Annotated in this window: 16 protein-coding genes; 9 read left to right on the top strand and 7 right to left on the bottom strand. The window is 69.5% G+C overall.

Annotation, left to right across the window (positions count from 1 at the left end; translation table 11 throughout):
- Positions 1-90 precede the first annotated feature (90 nt).
- Positions 91-678: a Crp/Fnr family transcriptional regulator gene (locus tag OV208_RS04240; protein WP_267572501.1), complete on the bottom strand. Its 588-nt coding sequence runs from the start codon at positions 676-678 to the stop codon at positions 91-93.
- A 66-nt stretch (positions 679-744) separates the two neighbouring features.
- Between OV208_RS04240 and OV208_RS04235 the strand changes: the two genes are divergently transcribed.
- On the top strand, positions 745-1,992 hold the full coding sequence (locus tag OV208_RS04235) for a sterol desaturase family protein (RefSeq protein ID WP_267572500.1): 1,248 nt from the start codon (positions 745-747) through the stop codon (positions 1,990-1,992).
- Positions 1,993-2,072: 80 nt separating this feature from the next.
- On the opposite strand, the gene OV208_RS04230 is transcribed toward OV208_RS04235, so the two are convergent.
- The 4 genes from OV208_RS04230 to OV208_RS04215 all read right to left on the bottom strand — a co-directional run bounded on the left by OV208_RS04230 (position 2,073) and on the right by OV208_RS04215 (position 6,713).
- On the bottom strand, positions 2,073-3,287 hold the full coding sequence (locus tag OV208_RS04230; RefSeq protein ID WP_267572499.1) for a methyltransferase: 1,215 nt from the start codon (positions 3,285-3,287) through the stop codon (positions 2,073-2,075).
- Between the two features lie 203 nt (positions 3,288-3,490).
- A complete protein-coding gene (locus OV208_RS04225) occupies positions 3,491-4,750 on the bottom strand; it encodes a hypothetical protein (RefSeq protein ID WP_267572498.1) in 1,260 nt (419 codons plus the stop codon).
- Between the two features lie 86 nt (positions 4,751-4,836).
- Positions 4,837-5,169: a hypothetical protein gene (locus OV208_RS04220; protein WP_267572497.1), complete on the bottom strand. Its 333-nt coding sequence runs from the start codon at positions 5,167-5,169 to the stop codon at positions 4,837-4,839.
- A complete protein-coding gene (locus OV208_RS04215) occupies positions 5,166-6,713 on the bottom strand; it encodes an alpha/beta hydrolase-fold protein (RefSeq protein ID WP_267572496.1) in 1,548 nt (515 codons plus the stop codon). The genes OV208_RS04220 and OV208_RS04215 overlap by 4 nt, the downstream gene beginning before the upstream one ends.
- A 217-nt stretch (positions 6,714-6,930) precedes the next feature.
- On the opposite strand from OV208_RS04215, the gene OV208_RS04210 reads away from it, so the two are divergent.
- Entirely contained in the window at positions 6,931-7,134 is a 204-nt protein-coding gene (locus OV208_RS04210; protein ID WP_267572495.1) for a YtxH domain-containing protein, read from the top strand.
- A 138-nt stretch (positions 7,135-7,272) separates the two neighbouring features.
- Here the strand turns inward: OV208_RS04210 and OV208_RS04205 are convergent, their stop codons facing one another.
- Positions 7,273-9,543 carry a hypothetical protein gene (locus OV208_RS04205; protein ID WP_267572494.1) on the bottom strand — a complete coding sequence of 757 codons (2,271 nt, stop codon included), beginning with the start codon at positions 9,541-9,543 and terminating at the stop codon, positions 7,273-7,275.
- 199 nt (positions 9,544-9,742) lie between these two features.
- On the opposite strand from OV208_RS04205, the gene OV208_RS04200 reads away from it, so the two are divergent.
- The 4 genes from OV208_RS04200 (at position 9,743) to OV208_RS04185 (ending at position 14,660) form a co-directional block, all read left to right on the top strand.
- Positions 9,743-10,267 carry a hypothetical protein gene (locus OV208_RS04200; RefSeq protein WP_267572493.1) on the top strand — a complete coding sequence of 175 codons (525 nt, stop codon included), beginning with the start codon at positions 9,743-9,745 and terminating at the stop codon, positions 10,265-10,267.
- A gap of 240 nt (positions 10,268-10,507) precedes the next feature.
- Positions 10,508-12,679: a hypothetical protein gene (locus tag OV208_RS04195; protein ID WP_267572492.1), complete on the top strand. Its 2,172-nt coding sequence runs from the start codon at positions 10,508-10,510 to the stop codon at positions 12,677-12,679.
- A gap of 16 nt (positions 12,680-12,695) precedes the next feature.
- Entirely contained in the window at positions 12,696-13,781 is a 1,086-nt protein-coding gene (locus OV208_RS04190; protein WP_267572491.1) for a hypothetical protein, read from the top strand.
- A gap of 27 nt (positions 13,782-13,808) precedes the next feature.
- Positions 13,809-14,660: an urease accessory protein UreD gene (locus OV208_RS04185; protein ID WP_324291341.1), complete on the top strand. Its 852-nt coding sequence runs from the start codon at positions 13,809-13,811 to the stop codon at positions 14,658-14,660.
- Positions 14,661-14,769: 109 nt separating this feature from the next.
- Here the strand turns inward: OV208_RS04185 and OV208_RS04180 are convergent, their stop codons facing one another.
- Entirely contained in the window at positions 14,770-15,993 is a 1,224-nt protein-coding gene (locus OV208_RS04180) for a hypothetical protein (RefSeq protein WP_267572490.1), read from the bottom strand.
- 129 nt (positions 15,994-16,122) lie between these two features.
- On the opposite strand from OV208_RS04180, the gene ureA reads away from it, so the two are divergent.
- The 3 genes from ureA to OV208_RS04165 are packed head-to-tail and all read left to right on the top strand — an operon-like array spanning position 16,123 to position 19,296.
- Positions 16,123-16,911, top strand: a complete 789-nt coding sequence (ureA, locus tag OV208_RS04175; protein ID WP_267572489.1) for an urease subunit gamma — start codon at positions 16,123-16,125, stop codon at positions 16,909-16,911.
- Positions 16,908-18,623 carry an urease subunit alpha gene (gene ureC / locus OV208_RS04170; RefSeq protein WP_267572488.1) on the top strand — a complete coding sequence of 572 codons (1,716 nt, stop codon included), beginning with the start codon at positions 16,908-16,910 and terminating at the stop codon, positions 18,621-18,623. The genes ureA and ureC overlap by 4 nt, the downstream gene beginning before the upstream one ends.
- A 10-nt stretch (positions 18,624-18,633) precedes the next feature.
- Entirely contained in the window at positions 18,634-19,296 is a 663-nt protein-coding gene (locus OV208_RS04165) for an urease accessory protein UreF (RefSeq protein WP_267572487.1), read from the top strand.
- Positions 19,297-19,315: the final 19 nt, after the last annotated feature.

Below are 19,315 nucleotides of genomic sequence, written 5' to 3'. Positions count from 1 at the left end.
GAAGCACCGAACCACTTCGTCAGGAAACCCACGGGCATCTGCACCTGGCGCACCTGGCCCTCCATCAGCCCGGAAGTCCCAGGGGCCCGCTCACTCCGCCCGCTTGCGGCGCCGTGACATGATGCGGCTCAAGGCCACCTCGGTGATGCCGAGGTAGGCCGCCACGTCGCGCTGGGGAATCCTGCCCTTCAGGTGGGGATGCTCCTCCCAGAACTTCACGAGGCGCTCCTCCGCGGACAGCTCCAGGAACTCCTGCTCCCGGCGCTCCTTGAGGACGAAGTGCTGCTCCGCCACCCGGCGCGCCAGCCGCTCCCAGCACACGTGGCCCCGCTCCAGCTCCTGGAAGTCCTGCGTCTGGAACACCAGCACGTGGCTGGGCTCGAGCGCTTCAATCGCGGTCATCGACGGCAGCCGCTGCAGCATCTCCGCATAGGCGCCAATCAGCTCTCCCTCCGCGCGGAAGGCCTTGATGGACTCGCCCCCGCGTGGCGACACGCGCACGCCCCGGAAGACGCCCTGAAGCACCACGGCGAACCGGTCCGCCGCGTCCCCCGGACGCATGAAGAGCTCCCGCTTCGCGAGCGACTGCTCCTTCGCCACGGCTTCGGCCTTCGCCCACTGCTCGGGAGGAAGCGGGACCAGGGTGGCGAGGCGCTCGAAGAGCTTCGGGAATCTCACGTCGCGGGGACCTGGGCTTGACCTGGGTTAAGGCGGAGGCGGCTTGGAGAAACATATACCGGGGGCATGTCCCTCAACGTCTATGCCGTGGCCACGCCCTTCGTCATTGCCCTGGCCCTGGCGGAGTTCGCCTGGTGCGTGGCGCGACGCAACGGCTACTACAGCTTCCAGGACTCCATCGCGAGCATGGGCACGGCGGTGATGAACCAGTGCGTCAACGTCGCGGTGGCGCTGCTGGTGCTGCCCCTCTTCACGCAACTGGGCCAGTACGCACCGTGGCGGCTCGACGCTTCGTCGCCGCTGTCGCTGGTGGCGCTCTTCCTGGGCGTCGACTTCCTCTTCTACTGGTTCCACCGCTTCGGGCACCGCACCAACATCGGCTGGGCGGCCCACTCGCCGCATCACTCCACCGAGGAGCTCAACTACGCGGTGGCCTTGCGCGCGAGCGTGACGCAGCGCCTCTTCTCGTTCCTCTTCTACTGGCCGCTGGTGCTGGTGGGATTCCCGCCAGAGGCGGTGCTGGCGATGGTGGCCTTCCACCTGGTGCTCCAGTTCATCCCCCATACGCGGGTCATCCCCAAGCTCCCCCGGTGGGTGGAGTCGTGGCTGAACACGCCGTCGCACCACCGCGTGCACCACGCGCGCAACGACGCCTACATCGACAAGAACTACGCGGGCTTCCTCATCATCTGGGACCGGATGTTCGGCACCTACGCGGAGGAGACCGAGCCGTGCTCCTACGGCCTGACCACCCCGGCGAACACGTGGGATCCGACGGTCATCAATTTCCAGGGGTGGGCGCGGCTCGTCGCGGACGCCGTCGCGACGAAGAGCCTGTGGGACCGGCTGCGCCTCTGGGTGATGCCCACGGGCTGGCGGCCCGCGGACCTTCCTCCGCGCGCGTTGGGGTACTGGAAGCAGGAGGGCGCGGAGGTGAAGTACCACTCCCGGGAGCTGTCCGGCGTCCGTGGCTACCTCGTCTTCCAATTGTTCGCGTCGATGCCGTTCATGCTCCTGGTGAGCCACCATGCCTCACCGCTGTCGGGCTGGCAGAAGGCCGCGTTGAGCCTGCTGCTCTGGGCGATGGCGACCGCCTGGAGCGGGATGCTGGAGTCGAAGAGGTGGAGCGAGCCGCTGGAGCTCGCACGTTTGCTCGCCATGGGCGTGGGGGTGACGCTGTGGCTGGTCGGGGCCAGCGCGCCCCCGGCGTGGAGCGCGCTCACGGCGTCGTGGCTGATGGTCTCGCTGGTCTGGCTGCGGGTGGCGCGCGGTGGCGCCGGCCGGAACTCCCAGACGACGCCCTTCCCAGGCTGAGAAGAGCGCTTGCTCGCTCCCCCAGGGGTACTGGTCGAGCGAGGCGCGACCGGCCCTCCCAAGGTCGGCCCGGCACGTGCTCAAGCGCTCCGCGACGCGATGAGCGCGAGGTTGCGCGGAGACAGGCGCGGATCGAAGAGCTGGAGGAGTTCGACCTGGAAGCCCAGCTCCTCCAGGAGGATCGCGCGATCCAGCAGGAGCACGACCTCCAACGCCCTCGCGAAGCGGTCTCTCAGCAGATGGCAGAGCAGGAGATCTCGCGTCTCGGCGCGGACGGACACCTCGAAGGCACCCAACTCAGCGTCCGTCATGCCGGGATCGAGGCCCAGGCGCCCCAGGCGGTCGCGCGCGTAGACGGCGAAGCGTCCGGCATAGAGCGTCCGGGGCGCGTCCCCTGCCCTCACGAAGCCGCGCTCGGGAAAGCGCCGCCTCGACAGGAGCTCGAACGCGAAGCGCCACGCGTACACCTGCTTCATCCGCGCGAACTCCACCTCGGTCTTGTCATGCCGTCCCCGCGTCGTCAGCGCCAGGGCATGCGGGGTGAAGGGCAGCGGATGCGCGCCCCCGAAACGGGAGACGGGGAAGTCCCGCGGGGCCTCCAGCTTGTCGTAGCAGCAGCCGATGTTCAGGACGAAGCCCGCCCCCTGGCTCTTGCGGATCTGCGTGAGGGCGAGCGGCCCGCAGGTGTGCAGACCGATGGAGGCCCGGTCCCGGCCGGAGAAGAGCGGATCAATCCGCGGCTGAAGACCGTCCTCGACGGAGGCTTGGATGAAACACAGGGTGTCCCCGCCCGCGGAGTGGGTTCTCGTCAGCCACCGCCGGCCCTTGTCCTGCAGCGCGGCGTCCCGATCGATGCTGTGGAAGGTCCACCCGAACGTCCGCGCACAGAGGCGGGCGAGATGTCCCATGCCGCCGCCGATATCGACCGCCTCGCGGATGAAGCGCGTTCGCGGCGCGAGCAGGGCGAGCACCCGCCCGAGCTCGTGGGTCTTCTTGACGCTGAGTCCCTGCGTCTGCGCGACCGTCAGCGCGTGAAGGCCCTCGTGCCAGGGCAGCGCCGTCAGTTCCTGGAGCGCGCCCAGGAGCGCGCCCAGGGACAGAGGTGGGACGCCCACGAGCGCCCCCTGGTCCAGCCGCCGCTCGCCTGCTTCATCGAGCGACCGGGCATAGGCCAGCCAGTCCTCGGGATAAGCGGCGCCGGACCCGGGCCAGCCCTGGAGGATGGAGCGGGACCAGAGCGGGGACCAGGGCCGGAGCTGGTGCGTGAGCGCCTCGAGTCGCGCCTGGAAGTCCATGTCGGCGCATTCTATGCGCCGCCGCTCCGACGGTGGGTGATGACGGGGCCGAACTCCCAGGGCTTGGAGGCGAGCCCATGTGGACCTCGGAGTGGAAACGGGAAGGCCCCCGGCCCACGACGAGCGGGAGCGGGGGCCTTCAGGACAGCTCAGGGTCAGCGGTTGGAGTCAGGCGCACCGCATGCGTGTGTCACCGGCCCGGCTCAGATTTCGTGCCGGATGAGCCAGAACACCGCCGTCTGATGCGACACCGGGAAGTAGACGACGTAGACGCTGTGGTAGTCCTTCGCGCCCGGGGCCACCGGCTCGCTCGCGTAGTAGCGCGCCACCTGCGCCACCTCCGTGCCATTGCCCAGCGCACCCGGCAGCGCTGCCACCAGCTCCGGGAAGAACTGCTGCACGTGGCTGCCGAACTCCGCATACGTCAGGTCCGGCTGGCGCTCGAACTGGAGGTTCTGGTTCGCGCTCAGCGCGGGAATGGACGCGAACGCCCCTTCCGCCACGCGGTCCAGGGACACCGGCGTCGTGCCGGCCACGGAGGGCACGTTGAGCGTCCACAGGAACTCATCGCACCAGTTCTCGCCCGTCTTGCAGTGCGTGTGGCCCGCCGCCTGCGCCGCCTGGAGCGTGCTGCTCAGCGGAAGCTGCGTGAGGGGCAGCGGCCCCGCGCCGTAGTAGCGGTAATAGAAGTCCTTGCACACCGGCCACATCTTCGTGGTGAAGGCCGCCTCGCCGTCCGCGCACCAGGGCTTCGCGCCGGAGGACACGACACAGTTCTCCACGAAGGCGTCGTGCGCGTCCTGCGCGTCCGTGCACTGGGGCAGGGCCTGCGCGGGCGTCACGTGCTGCACCTCCACCACGCTCTCGTCACACACCTCGATGCGCGTGGCCACGTCCAGGTCGCACGCCGTGAACAGCGACGGCTCCGCGCACGCGCTGTTGAGGCAGCCCAGCACCAGGCGGAACTGCTTGCCCGCGCCCGTGCCGGTGCTCACCACCGCCAGGTATTCGCCGCCCTGCGCCAGCGTCAGGCTGTTCACCTTGCTGAGCTGGCCATAGCCCGCGTCGTCGTCCTGCGCGCGCAGCGTGGTGCCGTAGCTGCCGTTCGCGTTCTTCGGGCCGTAGATGAACAGACCCGTGTCCAGGCCCATGCTGCTGCCCCCGTGCGTCACCTCCAGGCGCACCTGCGCGCCAGCGGCCACCTTGAAGTTGAAGGACAGGTACTGCGGGTTCGTGGTGAAGCTCGTCTGTACGAAGCTGTTGAGCCCCAGCGGGCCCAGGAACGCCGTGCTGTCCACGATGTTGCCGCTGGACGGCGCGGGCGGCGGATACAGCAACGACCGCTCGCTCGTGCCCACTTCCGGAGACTCGGGGGACTCCACCGGTTCCTGCGACGGACCGCACGCCACCAGCAGCAACGACGGCAGGAGCCACGACGACATCCGATTCCACGCGTGACGCATGAGGCACTTCCTTGGCTTGGGGGAGACAGGGGGCGACCCCGGCGCGTGTTTCACACCCGGGGTCGGACGTTCAAGTCACAACCGGTTCACGGAAGAGACGTGAGGTCCTGGAACCACGTCGCATACGGCGTGTTGCGCACGAGGTGCCGGTTGAAGTCCCGGGCCCCGTCGGTCCACCACGGCGCGCCCCGCTCGCCCAGGCCCACCTTGGCGCGGTGGACGCGGGCGCGGGCACGGCGTTCGGCCTCCAGGTCCTTCGCGCGCTTCGCCCGGCCCACGTCGGCGCGGGCCCGCATCAGCGCGGCCACCAGCAGCTCACGCTGCCGGGGCCCGAGCGCCGGGTTGGAGCGGCGCCACAGCCGTCCCTCCACCACCAGGTAGCGTCCGTCCGGGGTGGTGGGGGGCGGCGCGTGCGTCACGGCACTGCGGGGAAGAGGAAGCGCAGCACGTCACCGAAGCGCGCGGACCAGGCCGCCTCGTTGTGCTGGCCGCCCTGCACCACCGTGTACTTCAGGTCGCTGTCCAGCCCCCAGCCCTTGGCCACCAGCGCGTCGCGCAGCGCCTGGGCATCCGCCACCGTCTCCGCCTGGCTGCCAGAGCCCTCGTTGGTGCCGATGTCCTCCCAGATGCGCAGCGCGGGTTTCGCGCCCAGCGCTTCCACCGTGCGCACGATGTCCCGGTCCGCCCACCACACGGACGGCGACACCACGCCCAGGCGCCCGAAGACCTCCGGGTGCTTCAGGCCCAGCGACAGGGACACCAGTCCGCCCAGCGATGAGCCCGCGAGCCCGGTGGACTCCGGCCCCGTCTTCGTCCGGAACTCCGCGTCGATGCGCGGCTTCAGGTCGTTGATGAGGAACTGGCCGTAGGCGTCCGCGCGGCCCGCGTTCGGGTATTCGGGCGGGAAGGGCACCGGCGTGTACTCCGCGATGCGGTCGGACGTGTTGTAGACGCCCACGATGATGAGCGGCTCCACCTGCCCGCCCTCCACCAGCGTCTGCGCCGTCTCATCCACGTTCCACTCGCCCGCGAACGCGGTGACGACGTCCATCAGGTTCTGGCCGTCGTGCATGTAGAGCACCGGGTAGCGGCGCTGGGTGTCCGCCTCGTAGCCGGGCGGCAGCCAGACGATGACGTCGCGCGGCTTCAGCGTGGTGTCCGTGGGCGTCACGGCGCGCAGGTAGCGCACGTCGCCGGTGAGCGTGGGGTCGGAAAGGTCCGCCCAGCCCTCCACCACCACGGACACGCGCTCGTAGCCCGTGCCCGTCGTGAAGGTGTGGTTGGCCACCTCCGCGCCCGTGGCGCTCTTCTCCACCGTCTCCCACGAACCGCGCGTCACCTTGAACTCCAGGGCCGAAGCCACCGGGAAGGTGACGGCACCGGCATAGGCGTTGTCCACGGCCTTGGAGAGCTCCACCTCCGCGCCGTTCCAGTTGCCCAGCTCCGACTGGTTGCCGGACAACCACACCCGGGCCTCCCGGGGCGTGATGTCCGGCGTCTTCACGATGAACACGGTCCGAGCGCCTGTCTCCCCCTCCGCCGGTCCAAAGCGTTCCACCGAGAGTGCGACACTCTCCTCGTTCTCCTGGGCCGTGACGGTGCGGTCCGCCTCCGGGGCCCCCCCAGCGTCGAGCGCCACCCGGGCGACGGGCGCCGTCATCCGCACCGCGTAGGTGACGGCGGTGCCCTTGGGCAGGCGGGCCTTCAGGCTGAACACCCGACCGCCCTGGTAGACCATCTCCAGGCCCGGTCCCGCAGGTCCCCCGAACGTGGCGCTGGGGCCGGTGAGGTAGATGGCGGCGTCGGCCGGGGTCTCCGGCGGCACCGTCAGGTCGAACTGCACGTCGGAGAAGAGCTGCTCGGCCGGGACCTGGGAGTCGGAGTGACAGCCCCAGAGGGCTGCGAGGCCCAGGACGAGCAGGAGGACGGGCCGCGAAGGCCGGGAGAATGACGAGGAAGACATCGGCGGTGGAGCCTCCGGGGGCCGCGAACAGGGGCCCCACGCGAAGGCGCACCGTAGCAGCGACCTCCGACACCGTCAGGCATGCCCCCGGACACAGGGGAAGCTTCCCCGGAGGACAAGCCACTTGGCAGATGGCGGACAGTGCCTACCTTGCGCCGCGCACAGCGGGCACCGGGACACATACTCCCGGCCCCCTCAAGCGAAGGAGTCGCACCGCATGAAGAAGCTGACGCTGCTGGCCGTGACGCTGGGTTCGCTGGTCGTGGGCGCGGGCTGCCACCGCAACACCCGTGACGAGGCCAAGGACGACGTGGAAGAGGCCGGCGACAAGGTGAAGGACACCGCCGAGGACGCCGCCGACGCCACGGGCGACGCCGTCGAGAAGGCCGGCGACAAGATCGAGGACGCCACCGACAAGTAGGACGTCGCAAGCGGAGGTCCGTGGGTCCGGGGTCGTTGACCGGGGACGGGTCGGGCCGCGCTGACGTGGACACCCTGGACGCCGGACACCTTGCGGGGTGCCCGGTCTCCGGGGTGTCGTCGTTTCCGGACCAGGCGGTCAGCCGGGGGCCGCGCCCAGGACCCAGTGGCGCTTCACGGTCCACCCCAGGAAGCACAGCGCTCCCGGGGGCGCGTCCTTCATCTGTCCCCCGCTCACCGCGTGGCGCAGTCCGAGCATGGCGGGCGCGAGCCGCGAGGCGAGGTCACCTCTCCGCTGCGAGAGCCGGGTCTCCACGTCCTGGAGGAAGGCCGGATGGGTCGCCTCGGGCCGGAGCGAGAGGAAGAACAGCATGTGCCGCCAGGCGTACGCGGCGTTCTTCACGTTCCGGAGCCTGGAGCGATACGCGGGCGGCCGCGCCTCCAGCAGTTCGCACACGCGCGTGAAACAGCGGAGCGCCAGCGCTTCCAGGTGGGGTTCGAGCACGGGCCGCAAGTCCAGGGCCTCCACCAGGGTCGCCAGGTTGTGGGTGGTGAGGATCTGCGCCTGTTCGATGATCCGGCCGTTCGCCGCGACGCTCCACTGCGCGCTGCCTTCGCCATCCTTCGCGCGGGCCGTGCACAGGGCCGCGAAGGCTTCCGAGGTCCTGGGTCCATGCTTGGAGCGCTTCGCGTCGTTCATCACCTGGAGCGCGGAGGGCAGGTCGTAGTAGCGCGCGTACAGCGTCCCCGCGAGCTGCTCCTCCGCCTGACGCGCGGCCTCCAGATACTTCTCCGCGAAGGTGCCCATGAAGATGTCCGCGGCCAGCTCGTCCACCACCGGCACGTGGAGATCCGCGCCCTTGAGCAGGGCCCTGACCTCCTGGAGCAGCTTGTTGGGCAGGAGCACTGCCGGGAACGAGCTCAGCGTGAGCCGCACCAACTGCTCCAGGGTCCGCCTGGACGCTGTCTCCGCCGCGAGCCCCAGCTTCCGGTACGCGTCGATGGCGGCCACCCAGGGCAGCTCCTCCAACTTCACCTGGGACTCCAGGTTCAAGAGCAGCAGCGAGCGCCGCCGGCGGAACGCCGTGTACAGGGCCGAGTAGAGCGAGCGCAGGGAAGGCTGGGAGATGCCGAGCGCCCGGACCTGCGCGGACAGTTGCGGAACGACGCGGGCGAGCGTCTCGCTGGAGCGGATGAGGCGCTGCTCGACCAGCGTCTCCACGGGGGCGTTCAGCGAGAGCCGCAGCTTGTGCTCGATGCTGGCGGGGAAGGCGAAGCCCTTCACGGGCGCGGTCAGTGTCTCGAGTGAGTCGAGCCCCGCGTCCCCAGGCAGTCCGTCCATCCGGCGCAGGGCCTCCCGGGCGAAGTCCACGCCGCTCGGGCGTTCAAGCTGCTCCCGCTGTCTCGTGCGAAGGGCGTCAAGGCGCTCGGAGCCCGGAAGGCCGCGCGCCTGGGAGATGGCTTCGAGGACGCCACGCACGCGCCGCGCCTGTCCTGGGAGCAGGGGCGCGCGCGCCTGGAGCGCATCCTTGAGCACGGTGTGGAGCCGGCCGAAGTTGAGCTGGGGTTTGCGGGGCCAGGCGCACAGGGTGTGTTCCGCGAGCGCGCGGTCGATGTCGGAGAGCAGGGTGCGTGCACGCGGTTCGAAGTCCGCGTCGAAGTGGAAGCCCGGAGGGGCATCGCGCAAGGCCCCCGCCCAGAGCGCCACGAGGCGGTCATACAGGGGCGTCCACACCCGCGCGGACTCCCACTGTCGCTGGAGCTCCGGACGCGAACGGACCCGCGCGAGCGCCCCTCGCGTCTGCTCTACATCCCGCACGTGGACGAACGCGGTGTCCGCCTGGGGCGTCGCGGCCGGCACCGGGTAGAAGCGCAGGCGCGGGAAGAACGGTGCCAGTTGGTCGAGCAGGTCTCGCGCGCGCTCCGCCTGGTCATGGTCGAGCAGCCACGCCACCACGAGCAGCGCGCCCTCTTCGGGGACCTGGATGCGATAGCCGCCCGTCTGGAGCATCCGCCGCAGCTCCGCGAGCCCCGCCTCGCCCAGGTACCACGCGTTCAGCGCCGCCCGCGCGCTGCCGGTGTCCTCCCGTTGGAGCCGGGACAGCAATGCCTGCTCATGCGGTTGCAGCGCCCCTTCCGCCAGCAGGCGCCCGGTGGCGAAGCCGCCCTTGGCGACCTCCAGCGTCGCCCAGGCGGGGACTTCCGCCACGGGCACGCGCGAGCCGACGGTCAGCGTGCCCTGGAGCATGCCGGAGAAGACCTCCGTCCAGGCGCGAACCTTGTCCTGCGCGCGGGCCCGCGCTTCCGCGTCCGGGTGCTCCTGGCTCGTCTGGAGCGCCCGGGCGAGCTGCCCGAGAGGATATTGCGTCCCGATCTCCACCTCGCCGCTGCCATCGTCCTTGCGGTCCACCTGGATCCCCTCGCGTCCACGCACTGTGCCGGCCACCGACAGTCTCGCCCAGGATGCGCCGGACGAAAACCCGACACCCACGGGACGGGGCCCAGCCCTCGGTCCGTGTCGGGCACCCTTCGCGATATGCGACAGGAGGGTTGGGGGACTGGCACTGGCGCCGCATTTCGGAGGGTTGGACCCAGCGCTAGATCTGGGTATGCAAAAACACATCCTCGAAGCAGTGTCTGGTTTGGCTCTTTGCTCCTTCCTCCTTCTGGCCCCCGCCGCGAAGGCGGAGCCGGTGGTGCTGGTCTGCGCCGGTCAGGAAAAGACGAAATACACACCCGGTCTGACCTATGCACAGCGGCAGGTTTCCTTCACCGGCCAGGCCGATTTGGATTGCCCGCTGCTGACGCCAGCCGTTGGCACGGCGACCATCAAGACCTCAGGCTCGAGCATGCAGAGCTGCACCCCGGCGCTCACTTCGGCAAGCTCCCAGATCACGATTGACTGGGGTGACGGCACCCGCAGCGTGGCCCGTGGCTCCACGGTCCTCAGCACGAAGCCCTTGGGCGAGTCCGTGATCACCTTGACGGGCACGGTGGTGTCGGGTCGGTTCAAGGATGCGACCATCGTCCGCACCCTGACCCTGCTGGCCCCGGACCCCGCCCTCTGCAACACCTCCCAGGGCGTCACCCAGGTCGAGGGGCCTTCGACGCTCGAGGTGCTCAAGCTCTTCTAGCGCAGGGCCTTCCGGTGACCCGGCACGGCTGCCTCCGCAGGCGCCACTCATCCAGCATCCCGGATGACTGGCGCCCGCACGGTGTCAGCCCTGTCGCATGACGCCATGCGTGGCCGCTGGGGGGCGTCGCGCGGGCCCTACCGGGCAGGTCCCGGCTTCACTGACAGTCGTGCCCAGCTTGGTCTTCCAGGAAAAATATGGTTCCATCGTACTCCTGTCAGGGTCTCCCAGGAGCGATGCATGTTCGATGTCCACATCGGGTTCATGGACGAGGAGGTCAAACCCGTCCTCAACCAGTTGCTGAAGCTCAATGAGTCACCTCCGGCGACCTTTGAGTCCGTGATGCACCGGCTCTTCCTGGTGAACCGGGACCGGCCCATCTACGTCATCGAGCGTGACGACATCCTGAATGGCAGCAGCCTCTTCCAGATGATCGAGCATCAGTATTCGCTGCCCTGGGACTACAAGGTGGTCGCGGTGCTGCCGGAGACCCGGGAGCAGGAGTTGCCGGCGCTCAAGGTGGCCCGGCGCGGGAAGGACGACAAGGGCCTGGAGTTCGCGTCCCTCATCGCGAAGAAGCTGTCCAAGGCGGCCCAGGACTCGGACTTCGCCGCCCAGGTCACCGCGCTGTGGAATTCGGGGAACAAGACCAAGCTCGCCTTCAAGGGCTCAATGGCCTACACGGTCTACGCCTTCAATTGCAAAAGCAGCGCGGTGGACCACCGCAACCCCGTGGTCATCGTGCGCGCGCCGGAGATGGGCCTCCAGCCGGAGCTCATCCGGCTGAACCTGAAGACCATCATGCTGGCGTTGGGGCAGATCAAACTGCCCGGCAACAAGTCCGACCGCAGCGCCGCGAACGTCTACATGTACGGGGCGGGCGGCGCGATGGGGAGCGGGACGAAGCCCGGCAAGCTGCAACACATCATGGGCAGCGTCTACATCGGGGCGGAGGTGGACAGCGAGAGCCTGGTGGGCAAGGTGGCGGTGGGAGCGACCCGCAAGGAGCGCACCGTGTCCCTGGGGCAGCGGTGGGTGGGGCTGGTGGCCTTCTCCTGCCCGGACTCGCACATCGTCCTCTACCGGTCCGCGTCCCAGGGCACCCACAAGGAAGCCCTGGACCTGGCGAAGGCCGAGTTCAAGAGCCTGCGGCTGATGGCACCCCTGAAGCAGTGCCAAAAGCTCGTCGACAAGCTCTACCCCTCGTATTCCATCAGCCTGACCGCCAGCGACTTCATTGGCGGAGACATCAAGGCCGCGGCCCGGGATCAGGGCCTGGGGGGCGACTGCAACATGGAGGACTACCACGTGCTGCGCATCCTCCATGAGATGCGCTTTGGCGTGGGCATGCCCCAGCTCTTCAACCATGGACTGGCCCGCATCGACTGCGATCCTCCCCACATCCCGCAGGCGCTGTTCACCACGTTCAAGACGTGGGCCCAGGAGGCCCGCTGGACGAAGGCGCACTACATCGAAGGCATCCTCTGGGGGCTGCGCGGTATCACGGCCGCTTCCGTGAGCTGGGACCATGCGCACTGGGGCTTCAAGGACCGGGTCGCGGCGCTCAACCTGGGGAGCCTGGACAAGTATTTCTATCTGGTGGGCGACCGGGTGCTCTGCCCGTTCTTCACGGAGCTGGCCTGTGACCTGCTGGAGACCGCGGCCACCGCGACTTCGTCGTCGGCGGTCTTCGGCTTCCCCAACGCAGCCGTGGCCAAGTTCAGCACCCTTCAGTACCGGGCGAAGATGATCCAGGCCCTGGGCGTGGCGCTGATTGGCCAGCCCGAAAAGCTGGCCGGATTGAGGAGCGCGATTGGCGCCTTCATCGACACGTTCGGGGAGATCCTGGAGGACGCCGGGCTCAAGGAGCGCAATGTCGACGTGTGGCCCATCTGGGCCCGGCCCGGCTGGGGCGGCGACAAGTGGAAGGAGGCGGGCTCCTGGGCCGTGGTCCACGTCACGAACGTCGGCACGGCACAGGCGATGGCCTCGGTCTGGGATGAGCACTTCCCCGTCACGAATGCGCCCAATGGCAACCTGGACCGGGCGCTCTACAAGTCGACGAACATGATGGCGCTGCAGGTGCTCGCGCCGTCGGGTGGCGCGAAGGTCGTCCGCGACCACGCATGGTCGAACGTCATGTCCGAACTCACGAGCAAGCACGAGACGCAGTGGAAGCCGCGCATCGCAGCGAAGGACTGGAAGGCGGTGGACGCGAGCTTCGAGGCACAGCGGACGAGTCTGGGGGATCAATTGCGGCAGGAGCGCTTGGCGTACCTCGAGGATCTCGCGGGCGTCATGGCTCTCATCCAGCGGCTGCGGGCCTCGAACTCCTGCAAGCCTCCCTCGCCGTTCATGAACGACGGTCCGCCGCCGCCGCCCCCGAGTGGCACGATGGTCATGGCCTTCTGACGAAAGCGATTGCCCGGTGCCACTGCCTCACATCCAGGACGGCGACATCGTCGTCCCTTCGTATTGGCCCAGCCGCGGCTGGGCGCCGTGGCCGGACAACCCGGCCTTCCAGGTGGCGGAGCTGCCGCGAAGCTCGCAGATGTTCCAGGCCCTGGCGCGCTACATCAACGGCAACATCCAGGCGCGCTCCTTCCGGGCGAAGAAGGCGGAGCGCACCCGCATGCAGCGGGCGGAGGCCATCCTCAATGACACCACGGGGCGCTACAGCTCCCTGTGGCGGCAGCGCGCCGCCTACCGACTGAAGGAGAAGCCGGACCTGGGGGGCACCACGCCACCGCCGGAGTCGGGCCCGGTCGACGTGTCGAAGATCCTCATCATCCAGAACGAGGCGCTCTGGGAGAAATACGAGCACAAGCGCTACCAGCTGCGCTCCCGCGCCGGCACCAGCCTGCGCTCCATGGTCGTGGAGCCGGAGCAGACGCGCTCGAAGCCGGGCTACAACACCCTGGCCCCCGTGCAGTGGACCTATTCGGTGGAGCACCCCTGTCCGGGCTGGCGCTCGCTGCCCGTGCTGGATGTGCTGCGCGGCGAGGTGCTGATGTTCCACGGCACCTCCAAGGACGTCATCCCGCTCATCGCCGCCGGAGGCTTCGACCCCAATCGCTGTCAGAACCGGGGAACGGTGACGCCGGACTACGGCCTGCTGGGCAAGGGCGCGTACTTCACGGATTCGTTCTCCAAGTTGATGGTGTACACCGGTTGCAACAAGTGCGGCGAAGCGGAGTGTGATTGCGTGTCCGTGAAGCAGGGGTTGCCCACGAACCGCTACTCGCTCATGTGTCGGGTGGTGCTGGGCAGCCTCAAGCGCCGCAAGCCCTACGAAGACCTGCTGTCGGATGAGATCCGCCGCGAGGACCTGGACTCGTTGAATGGGTCCGCCTTCGACTCGGTGATGGGCGTGGGGCCGGACAACCGGGTGGACACGCAGATCAACCCGACCAATGAATTCATCATCAAGGACGCCGCGCAGGCGTACCCGGAGTTCATCATCTACTGGCGCCGGCGAACGCTGACCCCGACCTTCAAGGTGTCGAAGCTGTAGGCGCGTCCACCGTGCTACAAGGGAAGGGTGATTTCCGCCCTTCCCGACCCGAGCGCGGAGGCCGCCTCCGAAGGTCGTGCGGGCGTCGCGCGGCTCGCCTTTGAACGCTCCGGCCCGCGCACCGTGGTGCGCACGGCGCTGGCGCACAGCCCGCTGCGGCTGCTCACCCCGCGCAACCACGGCCACGCGGCCTGGGCCTACACGAGCTCCTTCGGCGGCGGGCTGGTGGACGGCGACCACCTGCGGCTGGACGTGGACGTGGCGGCCGGGGCCACGGCGCTGCTCGCGACCCAGGGTTCCAACCGCGTATACCGCTCCCCCAACGGCTGTCGCAGCGACCTGCACGCGCGCGTGGGCGCGGACGCGCTCTTCGCGTGGGTGCCGGACCCCACCGTCTGTTTCACCGACGCTCGCTATTCCCAGACCCTGGATGTCTCACTCGCGGCCGGTGCCTCCCTGGTGCTCGCGGACGTGGTGACGGCCGGGCGCAGCGCCCGGGGCGAGCGGTGGGCCTTCCTGCACTACGCCTCGCGCCTGCGCGTCGCGCTGGAAGGACGCGCGCTGCTGGATGAGAAGTGGGTGTTGGATCCCGCGCACGGTGCGCTGCCGGCGCGCCTGGGCCGCTTCGACGCGCTGGCCACGGTGCTGCTGGTGGGGCCCGCGCTGGCCTCCGCGAGAGAGGGATTGGCCGCGCGGGTGGCGGGCCTGCCGGTGAAGTCGCGCGCGGAGGAGGTCCTCTCCGCGAGCCCACTGGGGGAGGACGGGCTGCTCCTGCGCGTGGCGGCGGTCTCACTGGAGACCTTGCTTTCCACCACGCGCGAATGGCTGTCATTCCTGCCGGGTCTGCTGGGCGACGATCCGTGGGCCCGCAGGGTGTGAGCCGCCCGGGGGGCTGACCTCCGCTGACGGCACCGCCACCCTGGAGGTCGTCGGCGGCACGTGAGGGCCGGTCTCCCGGGCCCTCCGTACAGGGCCCGGGCGGGGGGCGTCAGTTGTAGCGGGTGAGGTCGAAGGCCTTGTAGTCGGGGTACAGCCGGTCGATGTGCTCCGCCGTCAGGTTGACCAGGTCCTTGTGGCCGTTCGTCTGCCATTCGGCGGTGTTGGCATCCATCAGGCGGCTCTTGCCGTCGGTCTTGTGCAAGCCGATGACGTGGCCTTCCGCGGACTCGCCCGCCTTGCGCAGGCCCATCCGGTAGTGGCCGTCCTCCTTCGTGCCGTCGAACAGCTTCTGCGCGAAGGAGTCCCCGTCGATGGGCTCGAAGTCCTGCACGCGCACGCCCGGGTTGCCGCCGCCGCGGCCCGTCCGGAAGGCGTCGGTCAGGCTCTGCATCGTGTCCTGCTTCTTGGCGATGGCGTCCTTGTCCTGGTTCAGCTGGGCCATCCCCGCCTTGAGGTCCTGGGTCAGCTCGGCGCGCTGCGCCTTCAGGCCCTGGCGCTGCTCCGGCGACAGGGTCGGGTCGGTGAGCAGCTCGTTGATCTGCTTGCGCTGCGCGCTCTTGCCCTGGAGCTGCTCCACGCTGCCCTGGAGCTTCGAGATGTCGGACAGGTGTTCGTTGTTCAGCTTCGTCAGGGAGCTGCTCTGGAGCGACTCCGCGTGCTGCTTGTCGATGAGGCCGCCGAAGTGGTTGTCGGTCAGCTTGCCGAACGCCTGGGAGCCCTTCTTCGGGTCGCCGCCCGCATCGATGCCGGTGCGGATCCACTCGGACGTCATCGCGCTGCACACGCCCGCGTCCGTGCCGGAGGGAAGGCCTGGCTTCTGCAACATCGGGTGGCCGCCCTGGTCCGTGTAGCGAAGGATCTCCGAGCCCGGAATCTCCGCCTTCATCTCCTCGGCCACCTTCTGGATTTCAGGGCGCACCGGCGCGGACTTGCCCTTGCCCGGAGTGCGGCCCATCGCCAGGTCCTGCACCTCGCTCTCGGAGAGTTTCGGCGCCTGCACCTGCGGCCCCTGGAGGTCATGCGCGTTGATGTTCGGGCGCGATGACGACGAGGACGCCTCCGCGTTCGGCGTGGGCTTCTTGAACGAGTCCCCCTGCGGCGTCTTGTCCGGCCCCGCCGGCTTCACGGGCGCCGTCGGCTTCGACACGGGCTGGGAGCCCGAGGCGTTCTTCCCCGGGGCCACCGTGTTGTCCACCTTCGGCGGGGCGGGGGGCGCCTTGGGCGTCTTGGGGAGGCTGGGGGGCTTGAAGCTGCTCGACTTGAAGCTCTTCATGGGGGGGCCTCGGGGGAGGGAGCGGCCGAACGACACGACCGTTCGCGCATCCTGGCCCAGGGTGACGCGTCGCGCTAGGGTCGGCGCGGTCGGCGCACCGCACCCGGACGAATTGAGGGAGTTGGGCTCATGCATCTGTCCCCCCGAGACGTGGACAAGCTGCTCCTGCACCAGGCGGGCGTCGTCGCCCAGAAGCGCCTGGCGCGAGGACTGCGGCTCAACTACCCGGAGGCGATGGCGCTCATCGCCACCCAGTTGCTGGAGTTCATCCGCGACGGCCGCAGCGTGGCGGAGCTGATGGACCTGGGGCGTCGTTTCCTGGGGCGCGCGCAGGTGATGGATGGCGTGCCGGAGATGATCGCGGAGGTGCAGGTGGAGGGCACCTTCCCGGACGGCTCCAAGCTCGTCACCGTGCACAACCCCGTGGTGGCGGAGCACGGGGACCTGACGCTGGCGCTCTATGGCAGCTTCCTGCCGGTGCCGTCCCTGGAACGCTTCACCGTGCCCGCCGCGTCTCCCGAAGGCCCTCCGGGACGGGTGAAGGCGGAGGGGGGCATGCTGGAATTGAACGCGGGCCGCGAGGCCATCACCCTGCGCATCACGCACCGGGGCGACCGGCCCATCCAGGTGGGCAGCCACTACCCGTTCGCGGAAGTGAACCGCGCGCTGGTGTTCGACCGGGGCCGCGCGTACGGCCACCGGCTGGACATCCCCGCTGGTACGGCGGTGCGCTTCGAGCCGGGCGAGGTGAAGACGGTGTCGCTGGTCCCCATCGCCGGTGAGCAGGTGGTGCGCGGCGGCAACGCGCTGGGCAGCGGCAAGGTGTCCGACGAGGGCCGCGAGCGCCTGCTCCAGGCCGTGCGCGAACAGGGCTTCGGTCACGAGCCCGAGAACCCGAACCCGGAAGGTCGCTCATGAGCCGCGGAATGGATCGCCGCCACTACGCCGACATGTTCGGCCCCACCACGGGAGACCGGGTGCGGCTGGGCGACACCGGCCTGTGGCTCCAGGTGGAGAAGGACGCCACCGTCTACGGCGATGAGTGCAAGTTCGGCGGCGGCAAGGTGCTGCGCGAAGGCATGGGCCAGCGCGCGGGCGCGGGGGACGCGGACGCGCTCGACTGCGTCATCACCAACGCGCTCGTCGTGGACTGGACAGGCATCTTCAAGGCGGACGTGGGCCTGAAGGCGGGGCGCATCGCCGGCATCGGCAAGGCGGGCAACCCGGACGTCATGGCGGGGGTCACGCCGGGCATGGTGGTGGGCGTCACCACGGAGGTCATCGCGGGCGAGGGGCTCATCCTCACCGCGGGCGGGCTGGACACGCACATCCATTTCATCTGCCCGCAGCAGGCGGATGAAGCCATCGCCAGCGGCATCACCACCTGGGTGGGCGGCGGCACGGGCCCCGCGACGGGCACCAACGCCACCACCTGCACGCCGGGCGCGTGGAACCTCCAGCGGATGCTGGAGGCCACGGACACGCTGCCCCTGAACATCGGCCTCACCGGCAAGGGCAACACATCCCTGCCGGACGGCCTGTTGGATCAGGTGCGCGCGGGCGCGATTGGACTCAAGCTGCACGAGGACTGGGGCACCACGCCCGCCGCCATCGACACGTGCCTCACGCTGGCGGACAGCGAGGACGTGCAGGTCACCATCCACACGGACACGCTCAACGAGTCCGGCTACGTGGATGACTCGCTGGCCGCGTTCAAGGGCCGCACCATCCACACGTACCATTCGGAAGGCGCGGGCGGCGGCCACGCCCCGGACATCATCCGCGTGTGCGGCGCGCCCAACGTGCTGCCCAGCTCCACCAACCCCACGCGGCCGTACACGGTGAACACGCTGGATGAGCACCTGGACATGCTCATGGTGTGTCACCACCTGGACCGCGAGATTCCCGAGGACGTGGCCTTCGCGGAGAGCCGCATCCGGGGAGAAACGATTGCCGCGGAGGACATCCTCCACGACCTGGGCGCCATCAGCATGATGGCCTCCGACAGCCAGGCCATGGGCCGCGTGGGAGAGGTCATCACCCGCACGTGGCAGACGGCGCACAAGATGCGCGAGCAGCGCGGACGCCTGCCGGGTGAGCAGGGCGACAACGACAACCTGCGCATCCGCCGCTACGTGGCGAAGTACACCATCAACCCCGCCATCGCCCACGGGCTGTCCCACGAGGTGGGCTCCGTGGAGGTGGGGAAGCTGGCGGACCTGGTGCTGTGGCGGCCCGCGTTCTTCGGCGCGCGGCCGGAATTGGTGCTCAAGGGCGGTTTCATCGCGTGGGCGCAGATGGGGGATGCGAACGCGTCCATCCCCACGCCACAGCCGTACATCATGCGCCCGATGTTCGGCGCGCGCGGCCGGGCCCGGGGTGCCACCAGCATCGCGTTCGTGTCCGGACGCGCGCTGGCGGAAGGCACCGTGCAGGGCCTGGGCCTCACCAAGCGGCTGTCCGCGGTGGTGGGTTGCCGGAAGCTGGGCAAGAAGGACATGCGGCTCAACGACGCGCTGCCGGTCATCACCGTCGACCCTGAGACGTACGAGGTGCGCGCGGACGGAGAACTCTTGCGCTGCGACCCCGCCACCTGGCTGCCCCTGGCGCAGCGCTACTCGCTGTTCTGAGCGTTACGCCATGGGCACGGGCTGGAGGGTGTTGCAGCTGGCGGACTCCGGTTTCCCCACCGGGGGCTTCGCGCATTCGGGCGGGCTGGAGGCCGCGGTGCAGCAGGGCGAGGTGCGCGGCGCGGGCGACGTGCGCCGCTTCGTGGAGGCGCTGCTCTGGCAGGCGGGGCTGGGCGGCCTGCCGCTGGTGAACGCCGGATGGCGCGAGCCCGCGTCGCTGCCCGCGTGGGACGCTCGGGCGGATGTGTTCCTGTCCAACCACGTCGCGCACCGGGCCAGCCGCACGCAAGGCAGGGCCTTCCTGGACACCTGCGCGCGCATCTTCCCGGACGCGGTGGGGCCGGTGCGCGAGGCGGCGCGCGCGGCGGGCGTGAAGTTCCACCATGCGCCCGTGTTCGGCGCGGTGCTGTGCGCGCTGGAGGTGGACCTGGAGGACGCGCAGCGGCTGTTCCTGTCGCTCACGCTCCGGGGCGCGCTGTCCGCCGGGGTGCGCATGGGCGTCATCGGCACGCACGAATCGCATCAAATCCAGCACGGGGCCACGCCGCTGCTGGACACGGTGCTCACGCATTGCGGCGCCCTGGGCGTGGAGGACCTGGCGCAGCCCTCGCCGCTCCTGGACCTGCTGGGCGCTTCACATGACCGGCTGTATTCGAGGCTGTTCCTGTCCTGAAGGGACGAAGGGAAAGCGA

The organism is Corallococcus sp. bb12-1 (genome assembly GCF_026626765.1).
GTDB classification, from domain to species: Bacteria; Myxococcota; Myxococcia; order Myxococcales; family Myxococcaceae; genus Corallococcus; species Corallococcus terminator.
This window is presented reverse-complemented; position numbering and strand designations above follow the sequence as displayed.

Coding starts and splice junctions, on each gene's coding strand:
- OV208_RS04225 (WP_267572498.1), bottom strand. CDS start 4,750: ATGCGTCACGCGTGGAATCGGATGTCGTCGTGGCTCCTGCCGTCGTTG.
- OV208_RS04215 (WP_267572496.1), bottom strand. CDS start 6,713: ATGTCTTCCTCGTCATTCTCCCGGCCTTCGCGGCCCGTCCTCCTGCTC.
- OV208_RS04200 (WP_267572493.1), top strand. CDS start 9,743: ATGCAAAAACACATCCTCGAAGCAGTGTCTGGTTTGGCTCTTTGCTCC.
- OV208_RS04180 (WP_267572490.1), bottom strand. CDS start 15,993: ATGAAGAGCTTCAAGTCGAGCAGCTTCAAGCCCCCCAGCCTCCCCAAG.
- ureC (WP_267572488.1), top strand. CDS start 16,908: ATGAGCCGCGGAATGGATCGCCGCCACTACGCCGACATGTTCGGCCCC.
- OV208_RS04210 (WP_267572495.1), top strand. CDS start 6,931: ATGAAGAAGCTGACGCTGCTGGCCGTGACGCTGGGTTCGCTGGTCGTG.
- OV208_RS04230 (WP_267572499.1), bottom strand. CDS start 3,287: ATGGACTTCCAGGCGCGACTCGAGGCGCTCACGCACCAGCTCCGGCCC.
- OV208_RS04235 (WP_267572500.1), top strand. CDS start 745: ATGTCCCTCAACGTCTATGCCGTGGCCACGCCCTTCGTCATTGCCCTG.
- OV208_RS04165 (WP_267572487.1), top strand. CDS start 18,634: ATGGGCACGGGCTGGAGGGTGTTGCAGCTGGCGGACTCCGGTTTCCCC.
- ureA (WP_267572489.1), top strand. CDS start 16,123: ATGCATCTGTCCCCCCGAGACGTGGACAAGCTGCTCCTGCACCAGGCG.
- OV208_RS04195 (WP_267572492.1), top strand. CDS start 10,508: ATGTTCGATGTCCACATCGGGTTCATGGACGAGGAGGTCAAACCCGTC.